Origin of the sequence: Vreelandella gomseomensis, assembly GCF_031451645.1 — a bacterium.
GTDB lineage: Bacteria > Pseudomonadota > Gammaproteobacteria > Pseudomonadales > Halomonadaceae > Vreelandella > Vreelandella gomseomensis.
The window spans coordinates 285897-306452 of sequence record NZ_JARWAI010000004.1; the positions used below are offsets into that span (position 1 = coordinate 285897).

Here is a 20556-nt window from a genome sequence, read left to right on the forward strand (position 1 = left end):
GCATAGCCAACTATACAGAGATGACACGATTCATCCAGCTCACTTCGGTGTGCTACGACCATCGTTCTACAGGAGACACCTATGCTGACGCTTGGCTCTGATGACATCTTGCTGGGCTGCCACGCTGACGACTGGCAGGCAGCACTGAACGGCGCTGCCGACGCGCTGGTGGAGGCAGGCTTCGTCGAGCCTGGCTACCGCGACGGCCTTCACGCCCGGGAGGCCCAGTCCTCGACGTTTCTCGGCAATGCCATCGCCATTCCCCACGGCACGCCGGAGAGCCGCAAGTTCGTCAAGCAGACCGGGGTGCGCGTGCTGCAGTTTCCCGACGGCGTGCAGTGGCACGATGGCCAGCACGTGCACGTCCTGGTCACCATTGCCGCCCAGAACGATGAGCACCTCGACATTCTTCGCCAGCTCACCCATGTGTTGGATCGCGAAGGCGTCGCCGAGCAGCTGGCCGAGGCGTCGTCCGCTGCCGATGTCGCCCGGCTGCTGTCCAAGCCGGCGGTGATGCCCCGCCTGGACAGCGACACGCTATGCGTCGGCTTCCCCGCCCAGGATATCGAAGAACTGACCCTGGGCGCGGCGGCGCGGCTGCGCCAGAGTGGCTGCGTGGACAACGCCTTCATCGGTGCCATTGCCACCAGCGCGCCGACCTGGCTGGGCAACGGGCTATGGCTGGCAAGCCATGCCCACGGCGTGGTGCAGCCCGCCCTTGGGGTCGCCACACCGGCGAACCGCGGGCTCAGCCATCATGGGCACCCGGTTCACGCCCTCTTCTGCCTGGCCGCCAGCGGCGAGAGCCACCGCTCGCTGCTCGATCAGCTGCTACCGTTGCTGGATCGCGGCGAGAGCGAAAGCCTAGTCACCCAGACCAGCGCGCAGCTGCTGGCGACGCTTGCGGGTGAAACCGCGAGCACCCAGACCCGGCGCGCCCGGGTACTCAACCCCCACGGCCTGCATGCCCGCCCGGCCAAACAGCTGGTGCAAACCGCCCGCGCGCAGCCGATGCCCGTCAACGTACGCCTGGAAGAAGGCAGCGCCACGCCGGTGTCCGCCGCCAGCCTGACCAAGGTGATCGGCCTGGGCGCCCGGCGCGGTCAGTGGCTGATATTTTCTGCCGACGGCGAGCAGGCCGCTCAGGCGCTGGATGCCGTATGCCAGGCCGTCGACGACGGCCTCGGCGAGAAGGTTGCCCCGTTTGACGGCGGACGCGAAAGCGAGGCTCCCGCTGCCCACAACGCCAAGCCCGCCGCTGAGCCTCTGGCCGACGATACGCCGCACACCGGCGTGGCTGCATCGCCGGGGCTTGCCATCGCCCCGGTGTTCGTCATCCGCCCGCCCAACTTCGAATACCCGGCCGACGCCGACAACCCCGAGCAGGAAATCGCCCGCCTGCAGGCAGCGCTGAAAGAAGGCGCCGCCCAGCTCGAAACCCTGGTGCACAATGCCCCGGGCGGCGAAGTCGCCGACATTCTGTCCATGCACGAAGAAATGCTCGACGACCCGGAGCTCCACCAGGCCGCCATCGAAGCCATTCGCGAAGGGCGCTCGGCGGAGGCCGGCTGGTGGGAGGCCATCGATACCGCGGCCCACGCCCAGGAAATGCTTGCCGACCGCCTGCTGGCCGAGCGCGCCGCCGACCTGCGCGATGTCGGCCGCCGGGTACTGGGCGTACTGTGCGACGTCAAGCTGCCCACGGCCCCCGACCATCCGTATATTCTAGTGATGGACGATATCGGTCCGTCCGACGTGGCCCGTCTGGACACCTCGCGGGTGCGCGGCCTGCTGACCGTGCGCGGCGGCGCCACCGCGCACAGCGCGATTCTGGCCCGCGCCCTGGGTATTCCCGCGGTGGTGGGTGCCGGCGACGCCGTCATGGCGCTACCTGACGGCGGCATGATGATTCTCGACGGCGAGCGCGGCCGGGTCACGCACCAGCCGTCGGAAGACCGCCTGCAGCGTGCCGAGCAGCAGTTGCTGGATCAACAGCAGCGCGAAGCCGACGCCTGGAAAACCCGTTTCGAGTCCGCCCAGACCCGCGACGGCCACCGGGTAGAGGTCGCCGCCAACCTGGGCAATACCGCCCACGCCGACGATGCCGTTGAACGCGGCGCCGAAGGCGTTGGCCTGCTGCGCACCGAATTCCTGTTCATGGCTCACGCCAGCGCACCGGATCTGGCCACCCAGATCGATGAGTACCGCCAGGCGATTGACGCTCTCGGCGGCCGCCCGCTGGTGGCCCGCACGCTGGACGTCGGCGGCGACAAGCCGCTGCCCTACTGGCCCGTTCCCCAGGAAGACAACCCCTTCCTTGGCCTGCGCGGCATCCGTCTGGCGCTGACCCAGCCCGAGGTGCTGGAAACTCAGCTGCGCGCCTTATTGATGGCCGGCAAGGATAGCCCCTTGCGCATCATGCTGCCCATGGTCAAGGACATCGCCGAGTTCCGCGCCGCCAAGGCGATCTATGACCGGCTGCTGAGCGAGATTGCCCCGTCTCAGCGGGCCACCGACGTCCAGCTCGGCGTGATGATCGAGGTGCCGTCAAGCGCCCTGCTGGCGCCCACGCTTGCCGCCGAGGTCGATTTCTTCTCGGTGGGCACCAACGACCTGACCCAGTACACCCTGGCCATCGACCGTGGCCATCCGGAGCTTTCCGCCCAGGCCGACGGCCTGCATCCCGCGGTACTGCGCTTGATCCAGATGACCGTTGACGCCGCCCACGTCCAGGGCAAATGGGTGGGTGTCTGCGGCGAACTGGCCTCGGACGCCATGGCGGTGCCGGTACTGGTCGGCCTGGGCGTCGACGAGCTGTCGGTCAGCGCGCGCCAGATCCCGCTGGTCAAGGCGCGGCTGCGCGAGTTTGACCTTGCCGACGCCAAGGCCAGCGCCCAACTGGCCCTCGCTCAAGCCACCAGCGATGACGTGCGTGACGCGCTGGAGGCCCGCTGATGGCCCGCGTGCTGTGCATTACGCTCAACCCGGCGCTGGATCTGGCGTTCAGCCTGGATCAATTGACCCTGGGGGCGGTCAACCGCCCCCACCGCGCGCAGCTGGAAGCCGCGGGTAAAGGCGTCAACGTCGCCCGGGTGCTTGCAGGGCTGGGCCACGAGGTCACCGTCAGCGGGTTTCTGGGCGCCGCTAACGACGCGCCTTTCGCTCTGGCCTTTCAGAACGCCGCGCTGCGTGATGACTTTGTGCGCGTCGCTGGTGAAACGCGCATCAATGCCAAGCTTGCGGAACACAGCGGTCGCGTCACCGACATCAACGGCCCGGGTATGCCGATCGCACCGGCCGACCTTGAACGCTTGATGGCCAGGCTCGCTGCCCTGCTGCAAAGTGCGACCCCGCCGCACGCGGTGGTGGTAGCAGGCAGTCTGCCCCCCGGGCTCAGCCTGGAGGGTTTTCGCGCCCTGCTACGCCAGCTCAACGCCAGTGGCGTGCCGCTATGGGTGGACACCAGCGGCGACGCGCTGAGCGCCGCCATCGAGGTACATCCCAGCGCCGTCAAACCCAACGAGCATGAGCTTGCCGAGTGGGCGAGTACGCCACTTGACGGCATCAGCGCGCGCGCCCAGGCCGCCCGGCGGCTGCATGACAGCGGCGTGGATCACGCGCTGATCTCCGCGGGCGCCGATGGGGTGTTATGGGTCAATGCCCAGGGCATGTGGCAGGCGAAACCGCCCCCCGTCACCGCGACCAACACCGTGTGCGCCGGCGATACGTTCGTGGCGGGCATGCTCCACGGTCTGCTCAGCGGCCACGCCCCTGAACACGTCCTACGTTTTGCCACGGCGCTTTCCGCCGAGGCCGTTCGCCACGTCGGCGTGGGCACACCCCTCGCCGACGATTTTGATTCACTCCAACAACAGACCCGGGTACGGCGTCTTGACGACACCATCACCGAGGGAGCAACGCTATGAATGTCATTCTGATTACCGCCTGCCCCAGCGGCATGGCGACCACCTTCCTCGCCGCCAAACGGCTGGAGCAGGCCGCCGAGCGCCAGGGCTGGCACGTTCACGTGGAAATGCACGGTGAATTGGCACCGCTTCAGGCAGCGACCGCCGAGCAAATCGCCAACGCCGACCTGATCGTCGTCGCTGCGGACCATGTACCGGCCCCCGAGCGGTTTGAAGGCAAACGGCTTTATCAGGCGCCGATTGCCGAGGCGCTCCCCGACCCCGGCGGTTTTCTGGCCACGGCCAAGCGCGACGCACCGCTCTTTCAGGCGCCCGCCGCCGCGGCGACGAACACCGCGTCATCAGGCACCGCTGAAGGCCAAAAGATTGTTGCCGTCACCGCCTGCCCCACCGGCGTTGCGCATACGTTCATGGCCGCCGAGGCCCTGGCGGAAGCAGGCCGCGCCATGGGGCACGCGATTCGCGTGGAAACCCAGGGCTCGGTGGGCGCCCAGGATCAACTGACCGAGCAGGAAATCAATGATGCCGATGTGGTGGTACTGGCCTGCGATATCGAAGTCGACCCAACGCGCTTTGCCGGTAAACGGGTGTATCGCACCTCCACCGGCAACGCGCTGAAAAAACCGCGCCCCACCCTGGAAGCGGCCCTGGCCCACGCCAGCGTAGAAGACGGCAGCCAGGCCGAGGCCAGCGATCAGGGCAGCAAAAGCATCAAGGAAAAAGGCGTCTACAAGCACCTGTTGACCGGCGTTTCCTTCATGCTGCCGATGGTCGTGGCCGGTGGCCTGCTGATCGCGCTGTCGTTCGTGTTCGGCATCAATGCCGCCGAAGAAGAAGGCTCGCTGGCCGCCGCGCTGATGCAAATTGGCGGCGGCACCGCCTTCGCACTGATGATTCCGGTTCTCGCGGGTTATATCGCCTACTCGATTGCCGACCGCCCAGGTATCGCCCCCGGCATGATTGGCGGCATGCTGGCCGCGAACATAGGTTCCGGCTTTATCGGCGGCATTTTGGCGGGCTTTCTAGCCGGTTACGTGGCCCTGGCCGTTACCCGGTATGTCAAGCTGCCTTCCAGCGTCGAATCGCTCAAGCCGATTCTGATCATTCCGCTGATCGCCAGCCTGGTCACCGGACTGGTGATGATCTACATCGTCGGTGAGCCGGTGGCGGGCCTTCTCACTGCGCTGACCAGCTTCCTTGAGACCATGGGATCGACCAACGCCGTGCTGCTGGGCATCCTGCTCGGCGCGATGATGTGTTTCGACCTGGGCGGGCCGGTCAACAAGGCCGCCTACACCTTTGGCGTAGGCCTGCTGGCCTCGGAAACCTACGGTCCCATGGCGGCGATTATGGCGGCGGGCATGGTGCCCCCCATCGGCATGGGCATTGCCAGCTTAGTGGCGCGCAACAAATTCTCAGCGCCCGAGCGGGAGGCAGGTAAAGCCTCCTTTGTGCTGGGCATGTGTTTCATCAGCGAAGGGGCGATTCCGTTTGCTGCCAAAGATCCGCTGCGGGTGATTCCTGCGTGCATGCTGGGCGGTGCCGTTACCGGTGCGTTATCCATGCTGGTCGGCGCCAAGCTGATGGCGCCCCACGGCGGCATCTTCGTACTGCTGATTCCCAATGCCATCACCCCGGTATTCCTCTACCTGGGCGCTATTGTCATCGGCTCGCTGATTACCGGCCTGAGCTATGCCATGATCAAACGCGGCGCCACCCAGGTCGCCGTGGCGACCTGAACGGCAGCAAGGCGGGCGCCAGCCCGCCTTTTTATTGCTCATCCTGTCAGTTCTATTACCGTCGAGCGTGCTTTTATCCGCCGGCGGTTGCCACAGCACGCATTTTATGTAGTATTTTTACACACATAACATCAAGGCCTCCCGCCGACCTACAACAACGGATCTCTCTATGTTTCAGCTGACCCGCAGTGTGACGTGGCAGGCGCTCGAACGCCTGCGCGACAAAACCGCTAACGATCGCATTCGTGACTATTTCACCAATGACCCGCAGCGCTTTGACAAGATGAGCCTGCGGGTGGGCGGTCTGTTTCTCGACTACTCCAAGCACCACGTGTCGGATGACGTGCTGGCCAAGCTGATCGAGCTCGCCGACCACTCCGCCCTCGTCCAGCGCCGGGCACAGATGTTCTCGGGGGATATCATCAACGTCACTGAAGACCGTCCGGTTCTCCACACCGCGCTGCGCAACCTGAGCGATGAGCCGGTCTATGTGGACGGCGAAGACGTGATGCCCGAAATCACCCGCACCCGCGAGCAGATCAGGCTGTTTTCCGAGGCAGTGCGCAGCGGCGAGTGGAAAGGCTATAACGGCCAGCGCATCAAGGACGTGGTCAACATCGGCATTGGCGGCTCGGATCTGGGGCCCAACATGGCGGTACGCGCGCTATTGAAGTACCGCCATCCGGATCTGCATTTCCACTTCGTTTCCAATGTGGACGGCACCCATATCCAGAAAGTGCTGTCGCGGCTCGACCCGGCCACGACGCTATTTATCGTTTCCACCAAGACGTTCTCGACCCAGGAGACCCTGCTCAACGCCAAGACGGCGCGGCGCTGGTTCCTGGAAAACGCCGGTGAAGATGCGGACGTCGGCGCGCACTTCATTGCCGCCTCCACCAATCGCCGCGCGGCAATGGAATTCGGCATTCGTGAAGAGAACGTCTTCGAATTCTGGGCCTGGGTCGGCGGGCGCTACTCCATGTGGTCATCGATTGGCCTGCCCATCGCGCTTTCCATCGGTTTTGAAGGCTTTATCGAGCTGCTGGAAGGCGCCCACGAAATGGACCGCCACTTCATCGAAGCCCCCTTCTCGGAAAACATGCCGGTGCTGATGGCGCTGATCGGCATCTGGTACATCAACTTTATCGGCGCCGAAACTCAAGCCATCGTGCCTTACGACCAGGCACTGAACCAGCTGCCGTCGTTCCTCCAGCAGCTCGACATGGAATCCAACGGCAAGTCGGTGGACATCTTTGGCCACCCGGTCAACTACAAGACCGGCCCGATCGTATGGGGGCAGACCGGCTCCAACGGTCAGCACGCGTTTTTCCAGCTGCTGCACCAAGGCACCCGTTACGTGCCCATCGATTTCATTGCCTCGCTGAAGCCCGAACCCGGCGTCGAGGATCATCACTTCGCCCTGCTCACCAACATGCTGGCCCAGGCCAACGCCTTTATGGAAGGCAGCCAGGGAGACGCCAAGGAGCTCAGCCAGCACGATCCCTACAGCTGCCCCGGCAACCGCCCGTCCAGCACCCTGCTGCTGGACGAGCTGACGCCGAAGAACCTGGGCGCGCTGATCGCGCTCTACGAACACAAGGTGTTCGTGCAGGGCGTTATCTGGAACATCAACTCCTTCGACCAATGGGGCGTGCAGCTGGGCAAGCGCATCGCCGGCGAAATCAGCGAGCGCATCGACACCAACGCCGCCGACTTCGACGCCTCGACCCAGGGCCTGCTGGAGCTGCTACGCGGCCATTTCCCCGGCAATGGGGGAAACACAGAGACCGGCGACGATGCCCAGACCGAGAAAAAGCCCGCCAGAAAAAAGCGCTAGATTGTCGTAATAAAGCGTAGGCAAGCAAAACGCCTTGGCTTTCAGCCAAGGCGTTTGCGTTAAAGCCCGCGCTAGCCGCCACTGCGGTCGCACGAATGACCGACAAGCGCTATCGCAACCAATAAGCGGCCTTGCACGACGCACCAAACGCCATATACTGTATATATAGCCATATATTAGTGAGGTGGCCAATGGGGACGTCTTATCAAGCAAGCGGCTCGACCGTGCATAAAGGGCGTGGAGCGACGTACGACCCGCACAATCGTTTTGCGCCGACCCGCAGCGAGTCAGAGGACGACGGTTGGTGGCAGGAAGAAGCCGCCACGACCATCGCCACCGAAGTACGCGAGGAACCAAGCAAGAGCGCGCTTTCCTGGAACCGCTCGCCGGATCTGCCCTTTGATCGCTCGCTGAACCCTTATCGAGGCTGCGAGCATGGCTGCGTCTATTGCTATGCCCGCCCCTCCCACGCCTACTGGGATTTATCGCCGGGACTGGACTTTGAAACCAAGCTGATTGCGCGCAGCGGACTGGTTGAGCGGCTCACCGAAGAACTTTGTCATCCGAGCTATGTGTGCCGGCCCATCAACCTGTCGGGCAATACCGATTGCTACCAGCCGTTGGAAGCCAAGTACCAGACCACCCGGCACTTGCTGGAACTGCTCCAGCAATGCCGACACCCCGTCACCATCGTGACCAAAAGCAGCCTGATACTGCGCGACCTGGAATTGCTCTCGGAAATGGCCGAGCACCGACTGGTGCGGGTTTTCGTGAGCCTGACGAGCCTGGATGCCAACCTGAAACGCACGTTGGAGCCGCGCACGGCTTCACCCCAGGCGCGCCTGAAAGTCATCCGCGAGCTCAATACCGCCGGCATTCCCGTGGGCACGCTGGTCTCGCCGATTATTCCAGGGCTCACCGACCATGAGATCGAGCGGATTCTGGAAGCCGCCAGCCGCGCCGGTGCACGAACCGCGACCTGGATGCTGTTACGCCTGCCCCACGAAGTGGCACCGCTGTTTGAAGCCTGGCTGGGAGCCCATTACCCCGAGCGGGCCGCCAAGGTGATGAGCCTGATCCGCCAGTGCCGAGACGGGCAGAACTACGATGCGCGATTCGGCAAGCGCTTTCGCGGCGAAGGGGTCTTCGCCGAGTTGATCGCCCAGCGATTCAACCGCGCCAGCCGCCAGTGGAAGATGCAGCAGCGCACCGAGCAGGGCTTGAACACTCGGGATTTTCGCCCGCCCCGCGCGCAGGGCGATTTATTCATTTAGACTGGCGAGCGATACTTTTACTATGCAGAAGGATGCAAGATGTCCGCGCCGTTGAGCAAAACCAAATCCAGCTTTTATCGTCGCCTTTACGTTGCGTATTTGATCGATCAGGGAACCGCCAGCGTGCCTGCGCTCATCGAGGCCACCGGCATGCCGCGGCGTACCGCGCAAGATACCATCGCATCGCTCGCCGAGCTGGATATTGACTGTGTGTTCAGCAATGATGAGGGCGAACGGCACAACATCGGCCGCTATCAGATCAAGGACTGGGGCGCCATTGACCCCAGTTGGGTGAGCCGCCATGCATCGTATCTGCAGCAGGCATTAGGCTACGGTGACGCATAGACACGACCGTAAAGCCCGCGATCACGCCACGCTAACCTCATAACCGGTAAACTTACGCAGATTGATCACGCCGGTATCCAGCAGTAGATACTGGCCTTTAATCCCCTGCAAGATACCGCTGACCTCCGGCTGCTTGTCAAAGTTGTGCGAGACGATCTTTCCCGGAAAGGTCGTCACCGGATAGTGAAACGCATAATGCTGTGAATCCAGTTCGCGAATGGCATCCACGCCGTGCTCGCGTTTCAGCTGACCCAGGCCGCTGGCCGTTACGCTCATCAGGCGATCGCGTTCGGCTTTTAAATCAAGTGCCGCCACGTCACCCTTGAGCATGGCCCGCCAGTTGGTGCGATCGCCCACATGCTCCTTGAACAGCATTTCCACAAAGCCAGCCTGCTGGCGGGTATCGACTTCCAGAATCGGCAGCGCCTGGATCGCCCCCTGATCCAGCCAGCGGGTGGGCATCTGGGTCTTGCGTGTGATACCGACTTTCAATCCCGACGAGTTGGCCAGGTAAACGATATGCGGCTGGAAGCAATGCTGCTGCGCCCATTCGGGCTCGCGGCAGGTTCCCTGGAAATAGTGACAGGTCTCGGGTTTGACGATGCAGGTATCACACTGCGCCAGGCGCTTGAAACAGGGATAGCAGTAGCCCTGGGCAAAGCTCTTCTTGGTAGCCCGACCACAGTGGGTACAGGCAATCGCCCCGCTCCAGCGTAGCTGTAACGGAGCGCCCAGCCGTTCGTTCAGGTCAATGCGGTGGTCCCCGGCGCGCAGCTGGTAGCTGACGGGCTGCGCCTGGGAGGCGCCCGGCACGACGGCCATCTTGCGCAGACAGCCTTGGACGAGGGCCTCAGTCACGCGCGGCGTCCTTGGCAAGACCGGCCATCTCGGGCGAGACACCCTGCCCCGTCGCCCCGGCGCCGCAGGTACGCTGTTCCAGGTAGCCCACGCGGTTTTCTTCAGGCACGTTGTTTTCCGCCTCGAAGCGCATTACCGCTTCCAGGCAGAGCTCGGTCTGCTCGTCCGTCAGGCGGCGTCCGTCCGGCCATTTGCGTAACGACACGGCCTGCTTGAGGCTTTCGTAAATCGCCGGGGTCATCTGTTGAATCATTCTGTCGAAGGTCATGTCGCTCATGCCAAGCTCCTCAATTAAGACCGTAAACGCCGCACACTATAATACCAGCCAGTGACCAGGCCGACGACCAGCCCACCCAGATGGGCCTCGTTGGCCACATTGCCGAAGCCAACCAGTCCCGCCATGTCGGTCATGGTAAATACCATCCAGCCCAGCATGAAGACGACGAGCATTTGCGGGACAAAAAACCCACTGCCCGGCACGCGACGCGACATCAGCCATACGTGACCAAGCAAGGCGTAAACCACCCCGGACATGCCGCCGAACAACACCGTGCCGGTGGCGTACTGCGCGAGATTGGCCAGCACGCCCGCCAAAACCACCAGCAAGAGCAGCGTGCGTCCGCCCTGCAAGGCTTCCACCTGGCGACCGAAATACCATACCCACATCAGGTTGAAGATCAGGTGCATCCAGCCAAAATGCAGAAAAGCCGGTGAGAGCAGACGCCAGACCTGGCCGCTGGCCAACGTATCCACCAATGAACCGTACGACAGCTCGCCGCCGACAATACCGATCGGCACGATCGTAAGAGCCACGACCATCAAGTCGCCGAACACGCCCATCAAGGCAAAAATCACCAGGCTTATCGCCACCAAGGCCACGGTAACCGGCAGCTGCTTGAGCATGGCAAACAGCGCTGGGGTCTGCCCCGGTGAGGCATGCTCGGCAAGCTCGAGGGGGTCGCCCTGCTGCCAGCGTGCTACCAGCGCCAGCAGTGCGTCACGTTGACCCGGGTCGGCAATCCAAAGCACCTGGCCATCATCTTCAACGGTGATCCGGTGCCCGATCCGGTATCGCCAAAGCGCCTTGCGCAACGCCTGGGTATCCGCGTCGGGGGGTAAACGCATCACTGGGTGCATAGCTTTCCCTCATGGTAACCGTGTCGGCGTGACGACGCGTTCAATACAACACGCACAGCGTGCCAATAAACTGACTGGCATTTCCAGCAAAAAAAACCGGCGGTAGGGGCCGCCGGGCAAATAGCAAGGGATCATTCAAGGGAACACCTATTCTGACGGGCGGCGGTGGGGTTAGTTCATATGTTTTGCAAAAATTATGTAACGCATTGTATACAATGCATAAGCCCGCTTAATCATCGTCATCCAGCGGCCTGTTCAAAACGTTTTGCTCATCTCTATCTACCTGAATCCATAAAAAATGATCAGCGTTCAAGCGCTCTTCGCCCTGCCAGCGATAAGCCACCAGGCGGCCATACTTCACGGCGCTGTAATCCAGACAGGCGATATTGCCGGTCGGCAGTGCGGGAATGCCTTCACACCAGTAGTGGCCCACAAACAGAGGCGGCTGATCCGGCCCGTAGTAGCTCAGCTGGCGGCGCTCTTCAGCGGTAAGCGGTCGCCGCTCCAGATCACCGGGCAGATTATCGGGCTGGAAGGCAACATCTCCCCAGCACTGCGGCGATGCCGCCCAGAAGTGGGTGCGAAAGCTGCGTCGGGTAAACCCGTCTCCCGAGTGGATCGCCACGTTATGGGGCAGCTGCAGGTGACTGCCCCGTGTCAGCCGATCCAGAATGCGATACGCCTGGGTCGACGGGTTCGTCGACGCCACCAGAAAGGCGTCATCCAGACAGCCGTCCGGGTGCTGCCCCTTGAATTGCGCAACCAGATCATGATCCCAGCAGGCGTGTACCACGCGTATACCGTCCTGCTCAATGAACAGCGGCATCGTCTTGAACCAGGCAAGGGTATCTTCCCATTCGTTGGTGTGGTCGCGATACTGATCAAGGGTATCCTGGATGATGCGGTTATGGCGCGGCGTATGCTCGCGCAGCCAGCGTTTGTCGCTACCCGGCGGTGCGGGATGGGTATACGCCAAGGCATTGTATTCATGGTTGCCCATGACGATCTGGGCTTCACCCGATTCGACCATTCGCCGGGCGATGGTCACGGCCAGCCGGATACGTGGCCCGCGATCAATAAGATCCCCGAGGAAAATCACTCGACGTCGCGGGTGGCGATACACGCCGCCACGTTGCCGGTAACCCAGCTTCTCGAGGAGCGCGGCGAGCGTGGCGCCGCATCCGTGGACGTCGCCAATCAGGTCGTAGCCTTCAATCCCCCGCCTGGCAGTCATTCGATTGGCCATGCTCAGTCTCCCAACCGGTTGCTCCAGCCGAGCTTGCTACGCAACACCTCATAGAAATTGTGCCCAATGGGGTGAACCAGCTGAACCCGTTCTGGCTTGCGCGTAATGACGACGACATCATCCGGCTTGGCGACCGAGCGTGTCTGCCCGTCGCAGCTGACGTGGGGGTAGGACTGGTTAGTTTCGCCGATGTGCAAGCGGATCTCGCTGGCCGCATCGATCACGATGGGCCGGCTGGAAAGCGTGTGGGGGAACATCGGCACCAGAGTCACCACATCCAGCTTGGGATGCATGATCGGCCCACCCCCGGATAACGCATAGGCGGTCGACCCCGTGGGGGTGGCGATAATCAACCCGTCGCTGCGCTGGCTGTAGACGAACTGGCCGTCAATAAACAGCTCGAACTCGATCATGCGCACCGCTTTGCCCGGGTGGACGACCACTTCATTGAGCGCTTCGCCAGACCCCACCATCACCCCGTTGCGGTAGAGGGCCATATCCAGCAGGAAGCGCTCTTCACGCTCGAACTCACCGGCCAGTACTTCGCTGACGCGGGTTTCCAGTTCGTCCGGGGAGATATCGGTCAAGAAGCCCAGTCGCCCACGATTAACCCCCAGAATCAGGGTTCCGCTGCGGCACAGGGTACGAGCAGCGCCCAGCAGGCTTCCATCACCGCCGATCACGATCACCAGATCACACAGCTCGCCCAGGGCACGACGGCTGGCTTCGGGCTGGCCGTGGTGAGGAATCACCGTGGCCGTACGGTCTTCGACGAGTACGCGATAGCGATGCGCGACCAGATAGTTGACCAAGCGCTGCAGCGAGTCGACGACTTTATCACTGCCCAGTCGGCCAATTAACCCGATGGTGTTAAATGGCCGCCGTGAGTCCTTTGGCGTATTCGATGGCACAGCAGCTTCCTGAACATGAGGGGGCGTGAGCCCACTCGGATAAGATAGACGCATTATGGCGAGAGGACACCGCCCGGGCAAACCCTAGGCAGGCTGCATACGCTGACGCTGGCGCCACCAGTGATTCAGCCACAGCGAGGCCGCCATGATAGCAGCCCCCAGCAGCAGCCGGGACAGCTCGGCCTCGCGGTTCCAGATCAGCAGATTGACGGCCAGACCCGCCGGAATCAGCGCATTGTTCATGATCGCGAGCGTGCCCGCATCCACCCGGGTTGCGCCCTGATTCCAGGCAAAATAACCCACGCCGGAGGCCGCAAGTCCCAACCATGCAAGCACGCCCCACTGCACGCCGGTGGTTGGCAAGGCGGCACTATTACCAAAGAGCAGGAATACCGGTAGCGCAATGACCAAGGCGCCGATGAAAAACCAGCCAAACACGTTGTGCCAGGGTAAGTCGGCGGGCAGATCCGCGGCGAGGCGACGATAACCCACTTGCCCGATGGCGAAGCACAGGTTGGCGCCCTGAACGACCAGAAACCCCATCCAGAAGCCACTGTCGACGCCGTCGTAGCGAATCACCGCCGCGCCGACCACCGCCAGCACCGCGCTCAGCAGATAGATGGGGGTAAAACGGCCAAACATCAGGTCATCGAGCAGGGCAATGTAGATGGGCGTAAAGATGGTAAACAGCAGGACTTCCGGCACCGATAGCAATACAAACGACTGGTAGAAGAAGGTATACATGATGCCGAGCTGCACCGCCCCAAGCGCCATCAATGCCAGGCGCTGCTTGCCTTGTAAAAGACGCGGCCGCAGGAACGGCAGAAACACCAGCGTGGCAAGGCCGACCCGCAGCAGTACCGCGAAATAGCTATCGACCTGGCCCGCGAGGTAGACACCGATCAATGAAAAGGAGAACGCCCACAGCACGGTGACACCGACAAGATACGCCATCGTAAACCCCGGTTATTATAAAAAGTTAACCGTAATTATACGTAGCGTGGCGGCGTTGCCAATGGCCGATCAACGAAAACCCGCCCTCGGCACGAACTGACAAGCGCTCGATGCCCGTTAGAGACACTTGGGTCACTGTCGGCGAAGCCATACCAGCGCGAAGGCCACCCCCGGCAGCCAGACACAAAGGGTCAGCAAGGTGGCGATGACAATGCGCCGTGACCCGCCGCCGGTGAGCGCCACCGCCAAGGGCGGAAACAGCACGGCCAGCGCAAAATACGCTGCCTTGACCGACGACGGCATGGCCGTCAACGGGGGTGGTTCGTCGCTGGGCGACGCCTGGGCTGGCTTTTCAGGAGTAAAGTGTTCAACGCTATTATCGACCTTGGGTGTCGCCTTTGGCGATCCCGGCTTGTCAGCCGTCGCGGTGCGATGGGCGTCCTTGTCGATTTTCTGGGTGATCTCGTCGGCTTCCGGCGCCAGGTCGTCGTGATAGCGCTCCCACTCCTCCCAATCATGCGGGGTGCCCGACTTGGGGCGCTGGTGCCCGGCTCCCCGAGCCCGCTCCCAGGCTTTCTCTTCCAGGGTGTTGGGGCGGTCGGCGTCACGCTCTAGCGGCACGCCCTTGCGATTCAGATATTCACGTGCGTCCATATTGTCTCCTCCCCTTCATCATTGGGGTTATCCGCGCAGATTAAAGGCAGCCCTGCGATGTCCGCTACGCTTAGTAGGCGCTTTTAAACCGTTGAATGGCCTTGATGGATGATCATCGCATCTGCAGGTGAATCACCTAAAGTGAAGAGAGCGACGGTTCATTAAACGTTCGCCACGCTCACGCCAAAGGAGAGCCACCATGTCAAAACCTACGCCTCACACCGTGCGCGATATCATGTCCCGGGATTGTTATCGCGTATCGCCGGAGATGTCGATCACGACGCTGGCCCAGGGACTTGCCCTGCATCGCCTGCCCGGCGCACCAGTGGTGGATCGTCACGACAACCTGATCGGATTTATCTCCGAGCAGGATGTCTTGGGGCGCGTGCTCGACAGCATTTACCATGACGATGAGGCGCCTCTGGTCAAGGAAATGATGCGCAATGAAGTGCTCAGCGTTACCCCTGCCAAAAGCATTACCGACCTGGCCCAGGAAATGCTTGGGGCAAAACCCAAGATCTACCCGGTAGTCGAACAACGCCGCCTGGTAGGAATTGTCACACGCCGGGATATCCTTGTCTCGCTGCTGACCATTCGTCGCCACTGAAATAGTCCGACACAGTGGGCCAAGTGTCTTCACGCTCCGAATGCCATGCAAAAAAAAACCGCTGCTCATGGAGCAGCGGAAGCAAGGGATCAAAACAATAAACTAAGCAACACCATTAACGACTGCTATCGCTGCATTGCTTGTACTTACTCTGACACGCTGTTCAGAAAAAGTTCGTTAATCAGCAAAATTTTCGTATCAAACGCCGTGAGCGGTATACTGAACGCCTGAAATTCTGGCGCTCAACCCCGGGAGCACGGCATGGCACTTTATCTTTTGGTATTTGGGGTGTGTTTTCTGGTGATCGGCAGTGTCATTGCGGTACTGATGAGCTCGCGCACGCCCAGATACCGCACCGAGCCGAAAGACCTTCTGGCGCTTTTCGACAAGGCGCTGGCCAGCCAGGTGAGCGAAACCGAGTGGAATGCCCTGATTGGCTATCCCATCCGGCATGACGACTACCTGGAGGGCGTTCGTCGACGCGCTTCCCACTTGATGGATGAACACGGCCGGCACTGGCAAATTGCCCAGGGAAAGCCCCTGCTCAGCGCCGAAGGGCAGGCCGAGCTGAAGGCACTGCGCGACCATCTGGCCGCCCATACCGCCCTCCATGCACGATAACGCCGGTGGCGACGGAGACTCCCATGCCCAGCACCATTCGTCGAATCCCCCTGGAAAGCGCAACGCTCCATCACTCTCACGACTTTCATCAGATCGTGATCACCCTGTGCGGCACGTCAGACTTTGAAATAGAAGGACTTGGCGGCCGAGTCAACGCGTTCTCTGGCTGTATCGTGCCGGCCAATCATGAGCACTACTATTCGGGCAGCGGCTATAACCGCCAGTTGATTCTGGATCTGCCCGAAGATGCTCCGGCGCTCACCGGTGAACAGCGCGAACTGGTGGCCCTGTTCGATGCGCCGCGCTTCTTTGCCCTGGATGACTCGCTGCGCCATTTCCTGGCGTTCATGGAAAGTGAACTGGCTCAAACCGCTCACACGCCCGCGACCTCCTTCCAGCACGATCGTCTCGCCGCCACCTTTTTGGGGGCGCTGAAGGCGCGTCTGGGCCAACAGACCAGCCCGCCGACGCGGCGCCTCAATATTGGCCATCTGGATCGCTATATCCAGCAGCATCTGGCCGACGACCTGCGGGTGGCCGACCTTGCCAGGCTGGTCTGCCTGAGCGAAGCCCACTTCTCTGAGCGCTTTCGCAAGCAGACAGGCCTATCGCCTTGGCAGTACGTGAAGCGCCAACGGCTACACGCGGCCCACCAGCTTGTCGTGCAGAGTCATCTATCGCTCACCGATATTGCACTGCAGACTGGTTTTGCCAATCAAAGCGCCCTTTCCCACGCCTTTCGCCGCGGTTATGGCCTCTCTCCCCGCCAGCTTCGCCAGACACATTCGCCCATCGGCGCGTTGAAAAAGCGCCCCTCCGGCTCCCTGGCAGAGCCTGTCAAACTCAACTAAAGTCTAAAAACTAGTGAACTTGCCACGAAATTGACACGTTTTTCCGCGAAACCGGCATACACCAACCGCTAGTGCGCTCTACATTCGAGCGTTAGCTCAGGCTTAACGTCTGTTACCCATCTGTTCCGACTTTGGGGGGCTTCGATGCTCAACGCCAATACTCTGCGTGACCCGGCCATCTGGCAAACCGACCTCGACACTTTGCTGACCCGCGTCAGCGAGCATTATGTGGTCGATGAAGAAAGCTTCGTTGGCGAATTGATGACACTGCTCGACGTTGACCGCGACGATTTCAACCGCATCGAAGCCAATACGGCGGCGCTCGTTCGTGACGTGCGCAAGATGGACACGGCCGTCGACACCATCGACGAACTGCTTCAGCAATACAGCCTGGATACCCACGAAGGGCTGATGCTGATGTGCCTGGCCGAGGCCATGCTGCGCATTCCCGACAAGGCGACCGCCGATGCGCTGATTGAAGACAAGCTGGGCCCGGCCGACTGGCAGTCCCACGTCGGCAAGAGCGAGTCGTGGATGGTCAACGCTTCCACCTGGGGCCTGCTGATGACGGGCCGCGTCCTGAAAATGGATCACCCCCGCGAAGGGCAGCCTGCAAACTTTATCAATCGCATGGTCAACCGCATGGGCGAACCGGTCATTCGCCGCGCAATGTATGAAGCGATGAAGATCATGGGCAAGCAGTTTGTCCTGGGCCGCGACATTAGCGAAGCCATCAAACGCTCCAAGCCGCTGTTCAACAAGGGCTACACCTACTCTTACGACATGCTCGGCGAAGCGGCTCGTACCCAAGACGACGCGAAGCGCTATTTCGACGATTACGCCCGTGCCATCGACCAGGTGGGCAAGGCGTGTCAAAGCCTGGGTGACAAAACCCCGTCGCCGTCGATCTCGATCAAGCTCTCCGCGCTTCATCCTCGTTATGAATTCGGCCGTCGCGAGCAGATCCTCGCCGAGCTGGTCGACACCGTCGTGCAGCTGGTATCTCGAGCCCGCAAGCTGAACGTTGCCGTCACGATTGACGCCGAGGAAATCGATCGCCTCGAGCTGTCGCTGGAAGTCTTTCGTGCGGTTTATGAAAGCGATGCCGCCAAGGGCTGGGGTCACTTCGGGCTGGTCGTTCAGGCGTACTCAAAGCGTGCGCTGCCGGTACTGCACTACGTCAATCGCCTGGCGGAACAGCAGGGCGACGAGATTCCGCTGCGTCTGGTGAAAGGCGCCTACTGGGATACCGAAATCAAGGAATCCCAACAGTTGGGCGTCGAAGGCTACCCGGTATTTACCCGCAAAGCCGCGACCGACGTCGCCTACCTGGCCTGCGCCCAGTTCTTGCTATCCAGCGACACCAAGGGACGTATTTTCCCGCAGTTCGCGACCCACAACGCACACACGGTCACCACTATTCTGGAACTGGCCAACCACGACAGCCGTCCGTTCGAATTCCAGCGTCTGCACGGCATGGGCGAGGCGCTTTATGACGCGGCGCTCGAGCGCGCCCCGCAGGGTACCTACTGCCGCATTTATGCTCCGGTGGGTGCGCATAAAGACCTGCTGCCCTACCTGGTACGCCGCCTGCTCGAAAACGGCGCCAATTCCTCGTTCGTGCATCAGCTTGTCGACCCGGACGTGCCGATTGAATCCCTCTGCGAACACCCGGTGGACACGCTCCGCCAGCAGCCGTCACTCGCCAACCCGCTCATCCCCATGCCCCGGGATATCTACGGGAAACAGCGGCTCAACTCGCGCGGCGTTAACCTGAATATCCGCAGCCACTTCTATCCGCTCAAGGACGCCATGGCGGCTTTCATGGATAAGCAGTACCCGGCCAAGCCGCTGCTCGCCTTCAACGTCGAAGACGACGCCGCCAACACGCATCAGGTCACCTCGCCCTACGATCGCCGCAAAACCGTGGGCAGCGTGCAGTGGACCAGCAAGGATCAGGCCGCCAAGGCAGTGGATGCCGCCTGGCAAGCTTTCCCCCGCTGGGAGGTCACACCAGTAGCCGAGCGCGCCGCCATTCTGCGCCGCCTGGCCGATCTCATGGAAACGAACATGCCGGAGCTCATGACTCTCTGCTCCCGGGAAGGGGGCAAGCTGCTCACCGACGGCGTGGACGAAATCAGGGAAGCGGTGGATTTCTGCCGCTACTACGCCATGCGCGCGGAGGCCTCGTTTGGCGAACCGGTTGAGTTACCCGGCCCCACCGGTGAATCAAACCGTCTGATGATGAGCGGCAAGGGCGTGTTTGCGGCGATCAGCCCCTGGAACTTCCCGGTGGCGATCTTCTGCGGTCAGGTGGTGGCGGCAGCCGTGGCGGGTAACACCGTGCTGGCGAAGCCCGCCGAGCAGACCTCCATCGTTGCCCACCGGGTCATCGAGCTGCTTCATGAGGCCGGCATGCCCCGCGACGTCGTCCAGCTGTTACCGGGCGACGGCCCCACCGTGGGTAGCGTACTGACCTCCGACCCGCGGATCACCGGTGTGGTATTCACCGGCGGCACCGATACGGCACAGATCATCAATCGCGCGCTGGCGGCACGGGAAAACGCCCCGCTGCCCACTCTGATCGCCGAAACCGGCGGTATGAACGCGATGATTGTCGACTCTACCGCGCTGCCCGAGCAGGTCGTCGTGGACGTGATCCAGTCAGCCTTCCAGAGCGCCGGGCAGCGCTGTTCTGCACTGCGCGTCCTTTACCTACAGGATGACGTCGCTGACCGTGTCATCGAGATCCTCAAGGGGGCGATGGACGAGTTGCGTATCGGCGATCCCCGCGACCTGGGCACCGATGTCGGGCCGGTTATCGACGAAGATGCCCGCAAAGGCCTGCTTGAACATATCGACAAGCTCAAGGCTGAAAATCGCCTGGTCGCCGAGACACCGATGGCTGCTGAGCATACACAGGACGGCACTTTCGTGGCGCCGGCCGCCTTTGTCATCGACAGCATCGACGCGCTCACCCGCGAGCAGTTCGGCCCGATCCTGCACATCGTGCGCTACAAGGCCAGCGAGCTGGACAAGGTCATTAACGACATCAATGGCCGCAACTATGGCCTGACGTTTGGCGTGCACAGCCGTAACGAGTCCTTTGCCACCGAGATCGCCCAGAAGATGCGCGTCGGCAATGTCTACATCAACCGCAATATCATTGGCGCCGTGGTCGGGGTTCAACCCTTCGGTGGCCAAGGACTGTCGGGCACCGGGCCGAAAGCCGGCGGACCGAATTACCTGCTGCGGTTTGCGACCGAGAAAACCATCACCAATAATACCGCCGCCCTGGGCGGTAACGCGTCGCTATTGGCGCTGGGCGATGAGTAGCCACTCATTACATCGATGACCTGAACGCCTGACAAGGAAACGACTGATGGGGAACAATAATAGAGGGATCGCCGGTTGTGCGCTCCACCTGGGGAACGCTGCGCACCGCCGTGCCAACACCTGCGCTGGGAACATCACCGCCAGGCACTCTCCGGGGCGCCTGGCGTGAATGCGAACCGGGGTGACAACAACAAGACTGCGCCGCTGCCAACGGATCGTTGGTAAGCGCATCAACCTGTCGGCGCTACGCCCGACTCAAT

General features: G+C 61.9%; 17 protein-coding genes. 10 read left to right on the forward strand and 7 right to left on the reverse strand.

The window, feature by feature from the left end:
- Positions 1-81: 81 nt before the first annotated feature.
- The 6 genes from ptsP to QC815_RS07215 all read left to right on the forward strand — a co-directional run bounded on the left by ptsP (position 82) and on the right by QC815_RS07215 (position 9121).
- Positions 82-2955, forward strand: coding sequence for a phosphoenolpyruvate--protein phosphotransferase (ptsP, locus tag QC815_RS07190; RefSeq protein ID WP_309767789.1), 2874 nt, complete (start codon positions 82-84; stop codon positions 2953-2955).
- Positions 2955-3926: a 1-phosphofructokinase gene (gene pfkB / locus QC815_RS07195; RefSeq protein ID WP_309767791.1), complete on the forward strand. Its 972-nt coding sequence runs from the start codon at positions 2955-2957 to the stop codon at positions 3924-3926. The genes ptsP and pfkB overlap by 1 nt, the downstream gene beginning before the upstream one ends.
- Positions 3923-5665 (forward strand): PTS fructose-like transporter subunit IIB, encoded by a 1743-nt coding sequence (locus QC815_RS07200; RefSeq protein WP_230447869.1) that lies wholly within the window; start codon positions 3923-3925, stop codon positions 5663-5665. Before pfkB ends, QC815_RS07200 begins: the two co-directional genes overlap by 4 nt.
- 169 nt (positions 5666-5834) lie before the next feature.
- Complete coding sequence (pgi, locus tag QC815_RS07205; RefSeq protein WP_230447868.1) at positions 5835-7502, forward strand: glucose-6-phosphate isomerase; 1668 nt, start codon at positions 5835-5837, stop codon at positions 7500-7502.
- A gap of 191 nt (positions 7503-7693) precedes the next feature.
- Entirely contained in the window at positions 7694-8776 is a 1083-nt protein-coding gene (locus QC815_RS07210; protein WP_230447867.1) for a PA0069 family radical SAM protein, read from the forward strand.
- Positions 8777-8815: 39 nt separating this feature from the next.
- Entirely contained in the window at positions 8816-9121 is a 306-nt protein-coding gene (locus QC815_RS07215; protein WP_309767794.1) for a winged helix-turn-helix domain-containing protein, read from the forward strand.
- Between the two features lie 21 nt (positions 9122-9142).
- Here QC815_RS07215 and QC815_RS07220 read toward each other — a convergent pair whose 3' ends face one another.
- From QC815_RS07220 to QC815_RS07250, 7 genes are all read right to left on the reverse strand, one after another.
- Complete coding sequence (locus QC815_RS07220; protein WP_309767835.1) at positions 9143-9943, reverse strand: DUF2797 domain-containing protein; 801 nt, start codon at positions 9941-9943, stop codon at positions 9143-9145.
- 28 nt (positions 9944-9971) lie between these two features.
- Positions 9972-10256 carry a YeaC family protein gene (locus tag QC815_RS07225; RefSeq protein WP_230447865.1) on the reverse strand — a complete coding sequence of 95 codons (285 nt, stop codon included), beginning with the start codon at positions 10254-10256 and terminating at the stop codon, positions 9972-9974.
- A gap of 14 nt (positions 10257-10270) precedes the next feature.
- Positions 10271-11116, reverse strand: a complete 846-nt coding sequence (locus tag QC815_RS07230; RefSeq protein ID WP_309767796.1) for a rhomboid family intramembrane serine protease — start codon at positions 11114-11116, stop codon at positions 10271-10273.
- Between the two features lie 229 nt (positions 11117-11345).
- A complete protein-coding gene (locus QC815_RS07235) occupies positions 11346-12362 on the reverse strand; it encodes a metallophosphoesterase (RefSeq protein WP_230447863.1) in 1017 nt (338 codons plus the stop codon).
- Between the two features lie 2 nt (positions 12363-12364).
- Positions 12365-13273: an NAD(+) kinase gene (locus QC815_RS07240; protein ID WP_230447862.1), complete on the reverse strand. Its 909-nt coding sequence runs from the start codon at positions 13271-13273 to the stop codon at positions 12365-12367.
- Between the two features lie 84 nt (positions 13274-13357).
- A complete protein-coding gene (locus QC815_RS07245) occupies positions 13358-14227 on the reverse strand; it encodes a carboxylate/amino acid/amine transporter (RefSeq protein WP_230447861.1) in 870 nt (289 codons plus the stop codon).
- A gap of 132 nt (positions 14228-14359) precedes the next feature.
- Positions 14360-14881: a YqaE/Pmp3 family membrane protein gene (locus QC815_RS07250; RefSeq protein ID WP_230447860.1), complete on the reverse strand. Its 522-nt coding sequence runs from the start codon at positions 14879-14881 to the stop codon at positions 14360-14362.
- Positions 14882-15080: 199 nt separating this feature from the next.
- Between QC815_RS07250 and QC815_RS07255 the strand changes: the two genes are divergently transcribed.
- From QC815_RS07255 to putA, 4 genes are all read left to right on the forward strand, one after another.
- A complete protein-coding gene (locus tag QC815_RS07255; protein WP_230447859.1) occupies positions 15081-15488 on the forward strand; it encodes a CBS domain-containing protein in 408 nt (135 codons plus the stop codon).
- 261 nt (positions 15489-15749) lie between these two features.
- Entirely contained in the window at positions 15750-16109 is a 360-nt protein-coding gene (locus QC815_RS07260; protein WP_230447858.1) for a hypothetical protein, read from the forward strand.
- A gap of 23 nt (positions 16110-16132) precedes the next feature.
- Positions 16133-16960 carry an AraC family transcriptional regulator gene (locus QC815_RS07265; RefSeq protein ID WP_230447857.1) on the forward strand — a complete coding sequence of 276 codons (828 nt, stop codon included), beginning with the start codon at positions 16133-16135 and terminating at the stop codon, positions 16958-16960.
- 144 nt (positions 16961-17104) lie between these two features.
- Entirely contained in the window at positions 17105-20296 is a 3192-nt protein-coding gene (gene putA / locus QC815_RS07270; protein WP_309767800.1) for a bifunctional proline dehydrogenase/L-glutamate gamma-semialdehyde dehydrogenase PutA, read from the forward strand.
- Positions 20297-20556 lie beyond the last annotated feature (260 nt).